Source organism: Methylocystis sp. (assembly GCF_051061285.1).
GTDB lineage: Bacteria > Pseudomonadota > Alphaproteobacteria > Rhizobiales > Beijerinckiaceae > Methylocystis.
In genome coordinates this window covers 26964-42719 of sequence record NZ_JBPFEA010000012.1, presented here as the reverse complement: position 1 = coordinate 42719, position 15756 = coordinate 26964, and the positions used below count along the sequence as shown (strand labels likewise).

Here is a 15756-nt window from a genome sequence, read left to right as displayed (position 1 = left end):
GGCGTTGGCCTGCCGCCTCTCGGGCGGCTGGGCTGTGGTCGGTTTCTCTTTCGAGATGTGCCGAGTTTTTATGCGCGGCGCGCGCGGGAGTCAACGTTGAGCAGATTTGCCGCTAACATGACGCTCTTTATAATTCTTTAGGCTGGAGGCCATGACCCTCGACGCTTTTCTCGAATCCCTGTCCGCGTCCGAGGCGCCGGTCCTCCCGCCGCCCCTGCGGGCGCTCTGGTTCGACGCCAAGGGCGACTGGAACGCGGCGCATAAATGCGTCGACGACAAAGCCGATCCCGAGAGCATGTGGGTTCACGCTTTTCTCCATCGCAAGGAAGGCGACCTTTCGAACGCTTTCTACTGGTATCGGCGCGCCGGACGAGAGCCGCATAAGGGCGCGCTCGATCAAGAATGGCGCGAGATCGCCGAGGCGCTGCTGTCGCAAGCGGCGCCATGACGGAGTTGTCCGCGAAAGAATTGCTGCGCAGCAATTTCGGTTTTGCGGACTTCCTGCCGGGTCAGGCGGAGATCGTCGAGGCCGTGCTCACTGGGCGCGACGCCATCGCCATCATGCCGACGGGCTCCGGCAAATCGCTCCTCTATCAGCTGCCAGCCGCAGCTCCGGGGGGCGGGCTCGTTCTCGTCTGCTCGCCGCTGATCGCGCTGATGCGCGACCAGCTCCGAACCCTCGCCGACTCTGGCGTCGGGGCCGTCGCGCTGCACTCCATGCAGGAGGACGACGAAGCGGCGGCCGCGATCGACGCCGTCGCATCGGGCCGGGCAAAGCTGCTTTACGCCGCCCCCGAACGTCTCGCTCAGGACGGAACGCAGAATTTATTGCGCAGCATTCGCATCAAGCTTTTCGCGGTCGATGAGGCGCATTGCGTCTCGCATTGGGGCCACGAGTTCCGCCCCGACTATCGCGCGCTCGGCGACATCGCGCGAAAGCTCGGCGCGCCGCCGGTGCTCGCCGTCACCGCGACGGCGGGTCCGCGCACCCGCGACGACATCGCCCGCACGCTGTTTTCGCGGCCCCCGCAGATCTTCCAGCGCTCCTTCGCGCGGCCCAATCTCGCGCTCGATTTTACGCAGAAGCGCCCCGGACTGCGGCAGATCGTCGAGTTCGCGCGCCAAGGCCGCGGCGCCGGGAAGGAAAGCGGCATCATTTATTGCAACTCGCGCAACAAGACCGACGCGCTGGCGCGCGAACTCTCGCGGCTGGGGTTCGATGCGCTGCCCTATCACGCCGGGCTCGACGCCCACACGCGCTCGGAAAGCCAGGACGCTTTCTTTACCCGAAAGGGCGCGGTGATGGTGGCGACCATCGCCTTCGGCATGGGCGTCGACAAGCCCGACGTGCGCTTCATCATTCATGCCGATCTGCCGACGTCGGTCGAGGGCTATTATCAGGAGATCGGCCGCGCCGGAAGGGATGGCGCGCCGGCACGCGCGCTGACGCTGTTCTCGCCCGCGGAGCTGGCGCTGCGCTGGCGCATTCCGCAAGCGGCGCAGGACAATGACGCGGCCGCCGGCGACTACGCCAGGCGCCAAGCGATGGCCCGGCTCGCGGCGGCGCCGGGCTGCCGTTTTCAGCGCCTCCTCGCAGAATTTGGCGAAGCGAGCGCGCCCTGCGGCAAATGCGATCATTGCCGCGGCGGACCGCTGGCGTGGCCCCGCCGCCTGTCATCATTCGCGCTTGGCTGGCGCGCCGCGCTCACAAGCGGCTTCGCCGCGCGCGCCGACCTTTCGGAAGACGATGCCAATCTTCCTGAACTCGCGCCTGCGCCGATCGACATCGACACGCCGAGACGGCAGGAGGAGCCGCCGCTGACGGTGGCCGAGGCGCGCCTTCTGCGCGCGCTCGCGGCCGAGCGGCTCGCCATCGCAAAACGGCGCCGGTTGGCGCCGCGAATCGTGGCGTCCGAACAGGCGCTGCGGGCCCTCGCGCGCGAAAGGCCGCAAAGCGCCGACGACCCGCTGCTGCGGGGGATCGAAGACGCGGCGGCGCTATTGCGGATCATCGGCAAGGACCGTTGAGGCAGGGCGATCGGGTGAAGGGCTTCCTCATCCTGAGGAGCGTGCGCAGCACGCGTCTCGAAGGACGAGGAAGCCCGCGCTCGCGTATTTTCCTCACCTCGTCCTTCGAGACGCCGCCTGCGCGGCTCCTCAGGATGAGGGTGAGGAAAACAATCCTTCACCCAATTGCCCCGACCGTTAAGGCAGGGAGGGTTTCGTTCGGCGCCGCAACACTGTAGTTAGGGCTCCCCGTGCTGTTCCCCCGAGGCCATGTCCGCTAACCCGCCGCCAAACGCCGCCGAACTGCGACAGGTCATGTTCGGGCTCGGCCTCGCGATGCTGCTCTCGGCCCTCGACCAGACGATTGTGGTCACGGCCATGCCGACCATCGCGGCGGACCTCGGCGACCCGCAAGATCTGCCCTGGATCGTGACCGCCTATCTTATCGCGGCGACGGTGGTGACGCCGCTCTACGGCAAATTCGCCGATGTTTACGGGCGGCGGCGCGTCATTTTGATCGGGGTGATCACCTTCGTGATCGGATCGGTCGCCTGCGCCTTGGCCCCGAGCATGGCGGCGCTCGCCGGCGCGAGGGTGATTCAGGGACTTGGCGGCGGCGGCCTGATCTCGCTCGCCCAGACGATCGTCGCCGATCTCGTCTCGCCCCGCGAGCGCGGCCGATATCAGTCCTATTTCGCCGCGGTGTTCATCACCTCCAGCATCGCCGGTCCGGCGCTCGGCGGGGTTTTTGCGCAATATTGGCATTGGTCGCTGATCTTCTGGATCAATCTGCCGCTGGGCGTCGCGGCGCTCCTGATCGTCAATTCGCGGTTGAAGCGGGTGCCGGAGCGGCGCCATCCGCATCGCGTCGATTATCTGGGCGCGTTTTTGCTGATCGCCGGCTCCGGCCTTCTCGTGCTGGCGCTCGGCTGGGGCGGCGTGCGCTATCCGTGGCGGTCGGCGCCGATCGTCGGGATACTTACCGCCTCCGCTCTCGCCTGGGCGCTTTTCGCCTGGCGCACGGCGCGCGCCAAGGAGCCGCTCATTCCGCTGCGTATTCTCCGACTTCGAATCGTGCGCGACGCCATCTTGTCAAGTTCCTTCGGGCTCGGCGGGTTCGTCGGACTTTCGGTCGTGATGCCCATCTATTACGAAATCTGCGGCGGGATGAATGCGAGCGAATCGGGGCTGACGCTTATTCCCCTGATGGTCGGCACCGTCGCCGGCGCCACAGTGTCCGGACGATTGATGGGGCGTTTGACGCATTATAAGACGGCTCCGCTCCTCGGGCTCGGCGCCGGCGCTCTCGCCGCGCTGGGCGCGGCTGCGATGATGGGTTCGGGCCGCTCGCTGCTCTTGCTCAACGCCCTGCTCACCGTCACGACCTTCGGGATCGGCGCGATGCTGCCTGTCGCAACCGTTTCGGTGCAGAACGCGGTCGATTCGCGCGATCTGGGGACCGCGACGGCTTCGATGCAATTCTTTCGGCAGCTCGCGGCCGGGGCCGCCGTCGCGCTTTTCGCCGCCCTGGCGATTGGCGGCGGCCGCGCGCAATTGCTTGAGGAGATGAAGACGGACGTCGACGGCGCCGCTTTGTTTTCGAGCTTTCGTCTCGTTTTTCTGGCGCTTGCCGTTTGCGTGGGCCTGTCCCTGCTTTTCCTCGCGCGTATGGAGGAGCGGCCGCTGCGCGGCGAGCGACGCAGCTGACGGGTCGATTTTCCTCGCGTCTTTTCTATTTGCTCCCATGGCATGGAATTTTCTAGAAAGATTGCGCCTTCCCGCGCCGCAAGGACCCTTCCATGGCTTCTCTCAATAGTTTCAACGCCTGCCAGACGCTCGTCGTCGGGAATCGGTCCTATCAATATTTCTCTTTGAGGGCGGCGGAGCAAAACGGGCTTCGAGACGTCTCTCGCCTGCCCTATTCGCTCAAGGTCGTTCTGGAAAATTTGCTGCGCAACGAGGACGGCCGTTCGGTCACCAGGGAGTCGATCGAAACCTTCGCGAAATGGCTCGAGGAGAAGGGCAAGACGGAGCGCGAAATCGCCTTCCGGCCGGCGCGCGTGCTGATGCAGGACTTTACCGGCGTGCCGGCGGTCGTGGATCTTGCGGCGATGCGCGACGCCGTCGTCGCGCTGGGCGGGACCGCGCAGAAGATCAACCCGCTGGTTCCCGTCGATCTCGTCATCGACCATTCGGTGATCGTCGACAGTTTCGGCACGCCGCAGGCCTTCGCCCGCAATGTCGAACTCGAATATGAGCGCAATGGCGAGCGCTACCGGTTTTTGAAATGGGGCCAGTCGGCCTTCGACAATTTCCGCGTCGTGCCTCCCGGCACCGGCATCTGCCACCAAGTGAATCTGGAATATCTCGGGCAGACCGTCTGGACGCGCACCGAGCGCATCGACGGCAAGACGGTCGAACTCGCCTATCCCGACACGCTGGTCGGCACCGATTCGCATACGACGATGATCAATGGCCTCGCCGTTCTCGGCTGGGGCGTCGGCGGCATTGAGGCCGAGGCCGCCATGCTCGGCCAACCTTTGTCGATGCTCGCGCCGGAAGTGATCGGCTTCAAGCTCACCGGCGCGCCGAAGGAAGGCGTGACGGCGACGGACGTCGTCCTGACCGTCACGCAAATGCTGCGCAAAAAAGGCGTGGTCGGGAAATTCGTGGAGTTCTTTGGCGAAGGGCTTGATCATCTCAGCCTCGCCGATCGCGCGACCATCGCCAATATGGCGCCCGAATATGGCGCGACCTGCGGCTTCTTCCCCATCGATCAGGAGACGCTTTCCTATTTGCGCATGTCCGGGCGCGTCGACGACCGCATCGCGCTGATCGAAGCCTATGCCCGCGCGCAAGGAATGCTGCGCGAGTCCGGCGCGCCAGATCCCGAATTCACCGATACGTTGAGTCTCGATCTTGCGGAGGTCACGCCGTCGCTCGCCGGCCCAAAGCGTCCCGAGAGCCGCGCCGCGCTTTCCGACGTCGGCTCGGCGTTTCTCGGCGCGCTGGCGAGCGAATATAAGAAGGAAGACGGACTCGGGCAGCGCTATGGCGTCGAAGGCGAAAGTTTCGATCTCGGCCATGGCGACGTCGTCATCGCCGCCATCACCTCCTGCACCAACACCTCCAACCCCAGCGTGCTCATCGGCGCGGGTTTGCTGGCGCGCAACGCCGCCGCGCGCGGACTGAAGGCGAAACCCTGGGTGAAGACCTCGCTCGCCCCGGGCAGTCAGGTCGTCGCGCAATATCTCGCGAAGTCCGGATTGCAGAAATATCTCGACGATCTCGGCTTCAATCTTGTCGGATTCGGCTGCACGACCTGCATCGGCAACTCCGGGCCGCTGCCGCCGGCGATCTCGAAGACCATCAATGAGCATGACCTCGTCGCGGCCTCGGTGCTGTCGGGAAATCGCAATTTCGAAGGCCGGGTCAATCCCGACGTCCAGGCGAATTACCTCGCCTCGCCGCCGCTCGTCGTCGCCTATGCGCTCGCCGGCACGATGGCGATCGATCTGACGAAGGAGCCGCTCGGACAGGACAGCGCCGGGGCGCCGGTTTATCTGCGCGACATCTGGCCGTCGAATGCGGAAATCGCGACCTTCGTCCGCGATCAGGTGACGCGCAATCTGTTTCGCGAGACCTACGCCAACGTCTTTTCGGGCGACGAGCATTGGCGCGCGGTGGAAGCGCCAAGCAGCGAGACTTACGCGTGGGACGACCAGTCCACCTATGTGCGCGACCCGCCCTATTTCGTCGGTCTGCAGCGCGAGCCCAAGCCCGTGGAAGATATCGTCGGCGCACGCATCCTCGCGCTCTTTGGCGACAAGATCACCACCGATCACATCTCGCCCGCCGGCTCGATCAAGGCGGCTTCGCCCGCCGGCAAATGGCTGATGGAGCATGGCGTCGCGCCTGCCGATTTCAATCAATACGGCACGCGTCGCGGCAACCATGAAGTGATGATGCGCGGCACTTTCGCCAACATCCGCATCAAGAATCACATCATGCGGGATGCGAAAGGCCTCACGCCGGAAGGCGGATTGACCAGGCATTTTCCGGGCGGCGACATCATGTCGATCTATGACGCCGCCATGCGCTACCGAGACGAGGGCGCGCCGCTGGTCGTCATGGCCGGCGCCGAATATGGCAACGGCTCGTCACGCGACTGGGCGGCGAAGGGCGCCATGCTGCTTGGGGTTCGCGCCGTGATCGCCAAGAGTTTCGAGCGCATCCACCGCTCCAATCTCGTCGGCATGGGCGTCGTGCCGCTCACTTTTGCGGAGGGGACAGGTTGGGACACGCTTGGACTCAAGGGCGATGAGACCGTAACCATCCATGGATTGCGCGAGGGGCTTGCGCCACGCAAAACTCTGGTCGCTTCGATCTCGTTCTCAGATGGGTCCACCAAGACTGTGCCGTTGCTCGCCCGCATCGATACGCTCGACGAGTTGGAATACTTCAAGAATGGCGGCATCCTTCCTTACGTGTTGCGACAACTCGTCCCTTAGATCGCACCAAAAAAACCATTGACTCAAACAGAGTCCTCCGACAGCGTTGCCGGCGCTTTGCGTTGAATTCGAGCCGTTGCGGATCTCAATGTGTTCAACGCAGCGCTCTACAAAAACAAAAAACTCACGACGCGAAGAAGAGGAAATCAACATATGAATAAATACGCCCTTACGGCCGTCGCCGCCCTGTTCCTGGCGACGACCGCGCCGTCGTTCGCCTTCGACGCCGGCGTTGGTCTGCGCGCTCCGAACCCGGCGACGCGCATCAGCTGCGACACGCACGCCGAGGACGATCAGGCCGTTTGCGCCAGCAAGTGCGAGGACGCCTATCTCAAGGACCAGCAAGGCTGGACGGCGGACATGAGCAAGATCAAGTCCGCCAAGAAAGCGTGCGACGACAAGTGCGGTTGCTCGGAGAACTCGAAGGGCCTTTAAGACTCTTATCAGTCTCAGCCCGACACGTAAGGGCGCGCGCGTGATCGCGCGCCCTTTTTCGCATTGCGCCGATCAAACGGAAGTCAGCAGTCGCGCCGCGTTTTCGTGTTCATCAAGAACGTGGAAACAATAAGCTTTTCGTGAACCGCGCCGCCCGACGACGAAGCGACTCAAGACGTCGCGCCCGTGACGCGCAATTGACATGGGCGGCCACATACGACATCGTCCGGCCGCTTATTGCGTTATGTGACGCCGTTGCTGTTCCATGGCGGGAGGGGTCGAGCGCAAGCGCAGTCTAGACGCCCAACGGGCAAGTGAAGGAAACGACCAAATGAACAAATACGCCATTATGACGGCGGCTCTCCTTGTCGCCGGCATGATCAGCCCGGCATTCGCGGATTGCGACGTCCACAATGCGGACGAAGACAAGCAGGCCAAATGCGCTGAAAAATGCGAGGACGAGTACCTCGCCCGCAAGATGAATTATGGCGCCAACCAGACAGAAGTCCGCGCCAATAAGAAGGCCTGCGACGCCGCCTGCGGCTGCCCGCAGAACACCAAAGACCAATAAGGCCGAGCCTCGCGAGCGAGGTCGGGTTTAGACGGGGCGCGCATTTACTGCGCGCCCGTTTTTTTGGTCAGTCCGCCGTATAGACGTTGCCGTCTGGGCCTTTCCAGCCGCTGCCCGCTTCATAAAAGCGATATTCCTCGTCGAACAGAATCGTCGACCCAGGCGCGATATATTGCTTGCCCGGCGGATCGGAACTGCGCGGCGCAGTCACATAATGACTGCTCGACGAACAGCCTTCGGGAAATTTTCCGGCCTCGGGCTTGCATTCGAGATTGGCGCCTTCCGGGAACTCGACCCGCGCATTGAAGAAGATCTCGTAGCCCTTTTCTCCGGTGGCGTGCATCTCGAGACGCTCGGCCATCGTCTGTTTGAATTCGACGATCTTGAACGGCTTGTCGACGCGCTGCTTCAGCAAATTCTCGAAAATCTGCCGCGCATGCGCTTCGGTTGGATTGCAGCCGAACATGCAAAAAGCGTTTGCCGGGATCGCCGAAAGCAACGCCAGCAGCATCGCAGCGGCGAATGTGATGAAAGCGCCTCGCATGATGTCCTCTCCCCTTAGCCTTTATGATTTAGCGCCCGGCGGCGCGTCTTTTTTAAACTATAGCATCTTATCGCAGCATCGCGGCGCGTCTCAAATCCTAGAGCGCCTCCCGATCACATGGAATCCTATGATCGATAAGGAATCGCCCAAAATCAAAATGCTGGAGCAGGTTCTCATCGAAAAAATCCGTCAACTTTTTTGCAACATGCTCTAGCGGTCGGGCGTGGTCGGGTCGCCCCAGAGATCCTTCACCTGCTCGAAGTGGATCGCCGGATCATAGCCGCCGGGCGTAAGACCGAGCCAGCCCGAAGAAAGCCGCCCGAGCGAAGAGAGCACCGCATAGGAGGCGACGACGCGGTCGCGCTGCGCGATGAGGAGCGCGATGCGCGCGTAAAGCAGCTCCTGTTGGGCGTTCAAGATTTCAAGCGTCGTTCGCTGGCCGGCCTTGGCTTCTTCGCGCACGCCGTAGAGCGCGCGCTCCGCGGCGGCGATCTGGGTTTGCGCCGCGGCGATCTGGGTTTTGGCCGCCTGCAGCGCCCCCCAATAGGTGCGCACCAGCGAGAGAACTTCGGCGCGCGCAACATCGGCGGTGAGCCGGCGCTGGCCGGCGGTCTCCTTGGCCTGCCGCACGCGCGAGGAGGTCAGTCCGCCTTCGTAGATTGGCACATTGAGATGCCCGAGGATTTTGGCGCCGACGTTGCGGTTGCCGATGCCGGCAAGATCGGTTTGCGTAAAAATATCGCCGACGATTGAAAATTTTGGCATGAAATCCGCCTCGAGCGCCTTGATGTCAAGGTCGGCGGCGTCGGCGTCATGCAGCGCGGCGAGAATGAAGGGATGTTCGGTCTGCGCGATGCGCTCCGCTTCCTCGCGCGACTTCGGCAACAAGCGATCGATCGGCGCGCCCGGCGCGAGCTTCGTCGGCTCGACGCCGACCGTCTTGCGATAGACGCCGATGCTGGCGTCAAGCGTGGCGCGCGCCGCGCCGGCAAGGGATTTTCCGCCGGCGAGCCGCGCCTCGGCCTGCGCGACATCGGTCTGGGTGATCTGCCCGTATTGATAGCGCTCGCGCGTCTGACGCAATTGCTCCTTCAGGACCGAAACATTGCTTTCCTGAAGTCTAAGCGACGCGGTGTCGCGCAGCACGTCCATATAGGCGGTGACGGCGTCGAATAATATGCGCTGTTCCGTCAGGCGCAGCCGTTCGCGTCCGGCGAAGACGCCCGATTCCGCCGCACGCGTCTGGTTTTGCGTCTTGAAGCCGTCGAAGATCGGTTGTTCGAACGTCAGCGTCGCGGCGCGCGGAATGCTCTTGCCGTTCTGAATGCTCTTTGAATAGTCGGATTGGGTAGGATCGTTCAAATAGACGTCGTGTTGCTGCGTGATCAGGCGATTGCGCTGCACGCCGAGATAGCCGTCGCCGCTCACGCGCGGCCGCATGCCGGCCTCCGCTTGCGGCACTCTTTCGTCGATGGCGCGCAGTTCGGCTCTGCTGGCGTTGAGCTGCGGATTGGCGTTATAGGCGCGACGCATCGCGCCCATCAAGGTTTCCGCATGCGTCGCGCCGCCGCTCAGAATGAAGCAGATCAGGACCGAGGCGACGCCGCGCATGCTCACCGGTCAACCCCCGCTTTGCTGCACGGTAGTCGACTCTGGCGAACGACAGAAGAATGCGTAAAGCGCGGGCAGGACCACAAGAGTCAGCGCCGTGGCGCTGATCAGGCCGCCGATGACGACCGTCGCGATCGGCTTTTGCACTTCGGCGCCGGTGCCCGTCGCAAGCGCCATCGGCAGGAAGCCGAGCGACGCGACGAGGGCCGTCATCACGACAGGGCGCAGCCGCGTCATCGCGCCTTTGAAGATCGCCTGGCGCTCGGGCATGTCGCCTGCGATCAACTGCGAAATATAGGTGCGCATGACGAGGCCGTTGAGCACAGCGACGCCAGAGAGCGCGATGAAGCCGACCGCGGCCGAGACGGACATGGGCATGCCGCGCAGCCATAGCGCGGCGACGCCGCCGGAAAGCGCCAGCGGCACCGCGGTGAACACCAGCAGCGCGTCGCGCGTTGCGCCGAGCGCCGAGTAGAGCAGCAGAAAGATTAAGAAGAAGCAGGCCGGCACGACGATCATCAAACGCGCCCGGGCCGCCGCGAGATTTTCGAATTGCCCGCCCCAGGCAATCCAGTAGCCGGGCGGCAGGATCACCTTTTTCTCGATCTTTGCGCGCGCTTCTTCGACCACCGACGCAATGTCGCGCCCGCGCACATTGGCGCTGACCACGACGCGGCGATGGCCGTTTTCCCGCGAAATCTGGTTCTGGCCGTCCAGGATGGAGAATTTCGCCACCTGCTTCAGCAGCACGACGGGCGTATTGCCCGCCGCCGAGGGAAGCGCGACCGGAATCGACTCCAAAGCCTGCGCGTCCTCGCGCAAATTGTCCTGCAGACGAACGACAATGGGGAAGCGGCGGTCGCCCTCGAACACCACTCCAGCTCTTTGCCCGCCGATCGCCGCGCCGATCACGTCCTGCACCGCGGCGACGCTGAGGCCAAGGCGCGCGATTGCGGCCTTATCGACGGCGATGTCGAGGATCGGGAGGCCAACCACCTGTTCGACCTTTACATCGCTCGCGCCTTTGACCGTATTGAGAACGCCGGCGATCTGATTGGCCGCCTTCAACATCACGTCAAAATTTTCGCCGAACACTTTGACGGCGATGTCGCCGCGCACGCCGGCGAGCAGTTCATTGAAGCGCAGCTGGATAGGCTGCGAGAATTCATAGGCGTTGCCTGGCAGTTGCGCGAGCCGCGCCTCCATCTTTTCGATCAGCGCCGCCTTGTCGAGGCCTGCGTCGGGCCATTTGTCGCGCGGCTTCAGCATAATGAAAGTATCGGTCAGGTTCGGCGGCATTGGATCGGTTGCGATCTCGGCCGTGCCGGTTTTGGAGAAGACGTAGTCGACCTCTGGAAAGCTGCGCAGCGCGCGTTCGATGTCGAATTGCATCGCCTGCGCTTGCGTCAGCGACGCGCTGGGGATGCGATTCGCCTGCATGGCGAGGTTTTTTTCGTCGAGCGTCGGAACGAATTCTTCGCCCAACGTCAGATAGAGACCCGCCGCGAGAATGAAGGCGCCCGCGCCGAGCGCGATCGGCTTCAAAGGCGCGGCCATCGCCCATTTCAACATCGGCTCATAGGCGCGCTTGAGCCCTTCGACGACGATGTTTTCGGATTCGCGCACGCGGCCAGAAAGCGCGAGCGCGATCATCGCGGGAAAGAATGTCAGCGACAGAACGAATTCGGACGCGAGCGCCATGATGACGGTCATCGCCATCGGATGGAACATCTTCCCTTCGACTCCGGAAAAGGTCAGAATCGGCACATAGACGAGAATGATGATCGCCTGGCCGTAGACCGTCGGCCGCCGCATCTCGACCGCCGAGTCGATGACCGTCGTCAGCCGTTCCTCCAGCGTGAGCGTGCGGCCCAGGGCGTTCTGACGCTGCGTCAGGCGACGCAAGCAGTTCTCGGTGACGATGATCGCGCCGTCGGCGATCAATCCGAAATCGAGTGCGCCGAGACTCATCAGATTGGCGCTGATCTTTCCGACATGCATGCCGACGCCCAGCAGCAGCATCGTCAGCGGTATGACCATCGCCGTCACGAGCGCCGCGCGGAAATTGCCGAGCATGACGAAGAGCACGAGGATGACGAGCGCCGCGCCCTCGACGAGATTCTTGGCGACGGTGGTGATCGTGGCGTTGACGAGCACGGTGCGGTTCAAGATCGTGCGCACTTCAACGCCGGGCGGCAGCAGCCGGCGGATCTCGTCCATCTTCGCATTGACGGCGCTCGAGACTTCGCGACTGTTGGCGCCGATCAGCATCAGCGCGGTGCCGATCACCACCTCTTCGCCATTCATGCTGGCGCTGCCCATGCGCAGCTCGCGTCCGACGCCCACCTCCGCGATGTCTTCGAGTCGCACCGGCGTGCCGCCACGCGTCGATACGACGACTTTGGCGATGTCATCGATCGACTCGAGCCGTCCCGGGCTGCGCACGACGAGACCCTCGCCGTTGCGTTCGACATACCCCGCGCCCCGGCTGATATTGTTGCGTTCGATAATGCCGGCGAGATCGGCGAAAGACAGTCCGAGAGCGAAGATCTTCGCTGGGTCTGGCTGAACGTGATATTCCTTAATGTAGCCGCCAAGCGAGTCGACGCCGGCGACTCCCGGCACGGTGCGCAACTGCGGCTTGATGATCCAATCCTGCACGGTGCGCAGATAGGCGGTGCGTTCGAGTAAGTTGCGCAGCCTCTGCCCTTCCGGCGTGAGATAATCGCCGTTGCGCTGCCAGCCAGGCTTCCCATCTGCCGCCGGTTTCTCGCGAGCTCGCGGGGCGTAGTCGACCGACCACATATAGATTTCGGAAAGGCCCGTGGCGACCGGGCCCATATGCGATTCGACGCCAGGCGGAAAAATCTCCTTGGCGAGCGTCAGGCGTTCGCCGACCTGCTGGCGCGCGAAATAAATGTCGACGCCATCGGCGAAGACGGCGGTGACCTGCGCGAAGCCGTTGCGCGAAAGCGAGCGGGTATATTCGAGCCCCGGAATTCCCGCGATGGCGTTCTCGATGGGATAGGTGACCTGTTTCTCGATCTCGAAGGCCGAAAGCGCCGGCGCGAAAGCGTTGATCTGCACCTGATTGTTCGTGATGTCCGGCACCGCGTCGATCGGCAATCGCATCAGCGACCAGACGCCAAGCGGGACGACGAGCGCCGTCAACAACACCACGAGCCAACGGCTTCGGACCGAGAAGGCGATGAGATTCTTGATCATCGGCGGCCGCTAGCGCTCAGGGCGACAGTTTGGGGGCGGAGTCGAAGCGTCGTCCATGACGTCGAGGAAGGAAAGCCGCCGACTTGCATCATTCCTCCGGAATGCTCTGCTTGCCGAGCTCCGCCTTCAGCAGAAAGACATTGGAGACGGCGATCTGCTCTCCCTGCTGCAATCCGGAGACGACTTCAACCGAGTTATCGTCTCCCCGTCCAAGTTCGACGTCGCGCTTGGTAAAGCCCTCTGGCGTGCGAACGAAGACGTTGGGCTTGCCGTCGATGATCATCACCGCCGAGCGCGGAATTTTGAGCTTCACCCGCGCCTCTTTGAGGGAAATTTCCGCCTCCAGGAGGCTGCCGGGACGCAGCGAGAAATCCGGATTGGCGAAGCCCGCACGGACGTTTCCGGTGCGCGTTTCCTTCGTGATCATCGCATTCACGTAAGTGATCTTGCCTTCGAAGACGCGCCCTTCGGCGTTTTGAATCCGCACCCCCTGTCCGTCGCGCAGAAGACCAAGATCGGCGGCGGGCACCGCGATCTCGGCCTCGACGGCCGAGAGATCGGAGATGACATAGAGTTCCTTCGCTTGGCCTTCGCCGCCGACCGGCTGGCCGATGCTGACCATACGCTCGATGACGCGCCCGGAGATTGGGGCGCGAATCTCCTTGCGGCGAAGATCGGCGATCGGCTGCGAGGGCAGGGCGGCGATTTCCTGCTCGCTCATGTCGAGCGCGGCGAGTTTCTGCCGCGCCAGATCGAGCTTGACTTTCGCTTCCATGAACACCGCTTTGGCTTTCAGGAACAGTTGTTCGGCGGTGATTTTCTTTTCAAAGAGACCTTTTTCGCGCTGAAAGAGCACGTTCTGAAGATCGAAATTCGCCAGCGCCGCGAGGTATTCGCTCTTCGCCTCCGCCACTTCGCGCGAGTCGATGATCGCGATGGTTTCGCCGCGCACGACATTGTCGCCGAGCCGCTTGCGCAGTTCTTCGACGACGCCTGCGACCTTGGCGGCGACGCGCGCGATTTTGTCCGGATCGGGTTTGATGGCGGCAGGCGCCGTGATCCGGCGCGTAACGACGCCAGGGCCGACCGTCGCCGTTGCGATCTTGGAGGCTTCGATCTGAGCGGCCGAAAGCCGGACTTCGCCGTCGGCGGACTCGGGCTGGATCGCCTCGCTTTGGCTTTCAGGCGCGACGCGGCTGCGCATGGCGCTGAAGAGCGCCGGTAGCGCGGCGCCAATCGCCAGGCTCGCGAGAACGGCAAGAACCAGAACGGACCTATAACGGGTCATGATCGCGAGTCAGCTCCGTCACGAGCGGTCTGAAGGGCGTAGCATTGGCGCGCCGCTCGAGCCATTGGCCGCCGCGGCGCAAGTGGGGGGATATCGCGCGTCCGGCCTTGATTCATCTTTCTTTAAAGGAGTTGGATGACCTGGTCCATGCGGCGGTTCGCGGCTCTTTCGCACTTGCCGCAGTTTTTAAAAAGAAAAGCCCGGCCACGACCACATTTATGAATCGCCGCGCTCTTTGCGCAGTCGATCCCAATAGTCGATGCGCTTGGCGATCTCGCGCTCAAACCCGCGCTCGACCGGTCTGTAGAACTTCTGCCGCGGGAGCGAATCAGGCCAGTAGTTCTGGCCCGAGAAGGCCTCAGGCGAATCATGATCATAGTCGTAGCCCGCGCCATAGCCCTCGTCGCGCATCATTTTGGTCGGCGCGTTGAGGATGACCTTGGGCGGCATCAGCGAGCCCTTCTCCTCCGCGACGCGCTGCGCGCGCTTGAAGGCGACATAGGCCGCGTTGGATTTGGGCGCGGTCGCCACATAGATGACGGCCTGCGCCAGCGCGAGTTCGCCCTCGGGGCTGCCGAGGAAATCATAGGCGTCCTTGGCGGCGTTGGCGACGACGAGCGCCTGCGGATCGGCCAGGCCGATGTCTTCGACCGCCATGCGCACGATGCGGCGTGCGAGAAACAGCGGATCTTCTCCGGCGGCGAGCATGCGCGCGAGGTAGTAGAGCGCGGCGTCCGGGTCCGAACCGCGGACGCATTTGTGCAATGCGCTGATGAGATTGTAGTGGCCTTCCTGCGCCTTGTCGTAGATCGGCGCGCGACGCTGCACGATGTCGACGAGCCCCGTCCGATCGAAGATCTCGCCGGGCTTCGCGGCGCGCCAGATTTCCTCGGCGAGCGTCAACGCCGCGCGGCCATCGCCATCGGCCATGCCGACAAGCGCGGCGCGCGCGTCGGGTTCGAGCGGCAGCGGCTTGCCTTCGGCGTTTTCGGCGCGTTTGAGCAGTTGTTCAATCGCCGCTTCGTCGAGCGCCTTGAAGGTCATCACGCGCGCGCGTGAGAGCAGCGCGGCGTTAAGCTCAAAGGAGGGGTTTTCCGTCGTTGCGCCGATGAGCGTGATCGTGCCGTCCTCCATCACCGGCAGGAAGGAATCCTGCTGCGCGCGATTGAAGCGGTGAATCTCGTCGACGAAGAGCAAGGTCCCCTGGCCTGCGGCGCGTCTGGCGCGCGCCGCCTCGAACGTCTTTTTCAAATCGGCGACGCCGGAAAAGATCGCCGAAATCTGCACAAAGGCGAGCTTGGTTTCATGCGCGAGAAGCCGCGCGACCGTGGTTTTGCCGGTGCCGGGGGGACCCCAGAAGATGAGCGAGCCGAGCGCGCCGGCGCGGACGAGCCGGGTCAGCGCGCCCTCGGGTCCCAGCAGATGATCCTGTCCCGCCACCTCATCGAGACGCGTCGGCCGCAGCCGGTCGGCGAGCGGGCGCGGCGCGTCGTCTTCGAGCTTCGCGGCTTGGAACAGATCGGACATCGTTACTGATTAACATAGCGAGGCGGCTCGCTTGCGA

12 protein-coding genes are annotated in these 15756 nt (G+C 63.4%); 7 read left to right on the top strand and 5 right to left on the bottom strand.

Translation table 11 applies throughout. From position 1 onward, the window contains the following. The first annotated feature begins 151 nt into the window (after positions 1-151). From ACR65T_RS04030 to ACR65T_RS04005, 6 genes are all read left to right on the top strand, one after another. Positions 152-448, top strand: coding sequence for a hypothetical protein (locus ACR65T_RS04030; protein ID WP_434495280.1), 297 nt, complete (start codon positions 152-154; stop codon positions 446-448). Further along, on the top strand, positions 445-2028 hold the full coding sequence (locus ACR65T_RS04025) for a RecQ family ATP-dependent DNA helicase (protein WP_434495279.1): 1584 nt from the start codon (positions 445-447) through the stop codon (positions 2026-2028). The genes ACR65T_RS04030 and ACR65T_RS04025 overlap by 4 nt, the downstream gene beginning before the upstream one ends. A 249-nt stretch (positions 2029-2277) precedes the next feature. Beyond that, entirely contained in the window at positions 2278-3714 is a 1437-nt protein-coding gene (locus ACR65T_RS04020; protein ID WP_434495278.1) for an MDR family MFS transporter, read from the top strand. A gap of 92 nt (positions 3715-3806) precedes the next feature. After that, a complete protein-coding gene (acnA, locus tag ACR65T_RS04015; protein ID WP_434495277.1) occupies positions 3807-6518 on the top strand; it encodes an aconitate hydratase AcnA in 2712 nt (903 codons plus the stop codon). 153 nt (positions 6519-6671) lie between these two features. After that, the gene (locus ACR65T_RS04010) at positions 6672-6953 is read left to right on the top strand and encodes a hypothetical protein (RefSeq protein WP_434495276.1); all 282 of its coding nucleotides are present in this window, start codon (positions 6672-6674) and stop codon (positions 6951-6953) included. Positions 6954-7284: 331 nt separating this feature from the next. After that, positions 7285-7524, top strand: a complete 240-nt coding sequence (locus ACR65T_RS04005; RefSeq protein ID WP_434495275.1) for a hypothetical protein — start codon at positions 7285-7287, stop codon at positions 7522-7524. A gap of 67 nt (positions 7525-7591) precedes the next feature. Here the strand turns inward: ACR65T_RS04005 and ACR65T_RS04000 are convergent, their stop codons facing one another. After that, positions 7592-7990 carry a hypothetical protein gene (locus tag ACR65T_RS04000; RefSeq protein ID WP_434495274.1) on the bottom strand — a complete coding sequence of 133 codons (399 nt, stop codon included), beginning with the start codon at positions 7988-7990 and terminating at the stop codon, positions 7592-7594. Between ACR65T_RS04000 and ACR65T_RS03995 the strand changes: the two genes are divergently transcribed. Then, positions 7989-8282 carry a hypothetical protein gene (locus ACR65T_RS03995; protein ID WP_434495273.1) on the top strand — a complete coding sequence of 98 codons (294 nt, stop codon included), beginning with the start codon at positions 7989-7991 and terminating at the stop codon, positions 8280-8282. The two genes, ACR65T_RS04000 and ACR65T_RS03995, sit on opposite strands and share 2 nt — an antisense overlap. Here the strand turns inward: ACR65T_RS03995 and ACR65T_RS03990 are convergent. From ACR65T_RS03990 to ACR65T_RS03975, 4 genes are all read right to left on the bottom strand, one after another. Beyond that, the gene (locus tag ACR65T_RS03990; protein WP_434495448.1) at positions 8279-9679 is read right to left on the bottom strand and encodes a TolC family outer membrane protein; all 1401 of its coding nucleotides are present in this window, start codon (positions 9677-9679) and stop codon (positions 8279-8281) included. The genes ACR65T_RS03995 and ACR65T_RS03990 overlap by 4 nt on opposite strands. Positions 9680-9688: 9 nt before the next feature. Continuing rightward, positions 9689-12904 (bottom strand): efflux RND transporter permease subunit, encoded by a 3216-nt coding sequence (locus ACR65T_RS03985; protein WP_434495272.1) that lies wholly within the window; start codon positions 12902-12904, stop codon positions 9689-9691. A gap of 88 nt (positions 12905-12992) precedes the next feature. Beyond that, positions 12993-14192, bottom strand: coding sequence for an efflux RND transporter periplasmic adaptor subunit (locus ACR65T_RS03980; RefSeq protein WP_434495271.1), 1200 nt, complete (start codon positions 14190-14192; stop codon positions 12993-12995). Positions 14193-14408: 216 nt separating this feature from the next. After that, a complete protein-coding gene (locus tag ACR65T_RS03975) occupies positions 14409-15719 on the bottom strand; it encodes a replication-associated recombination protein A (RefSeq protein WP_434495270.1) in 1311 nt (436 codons plus the stop codon). Positions 15720-15756: the final 37 nt, after the last annotated feature.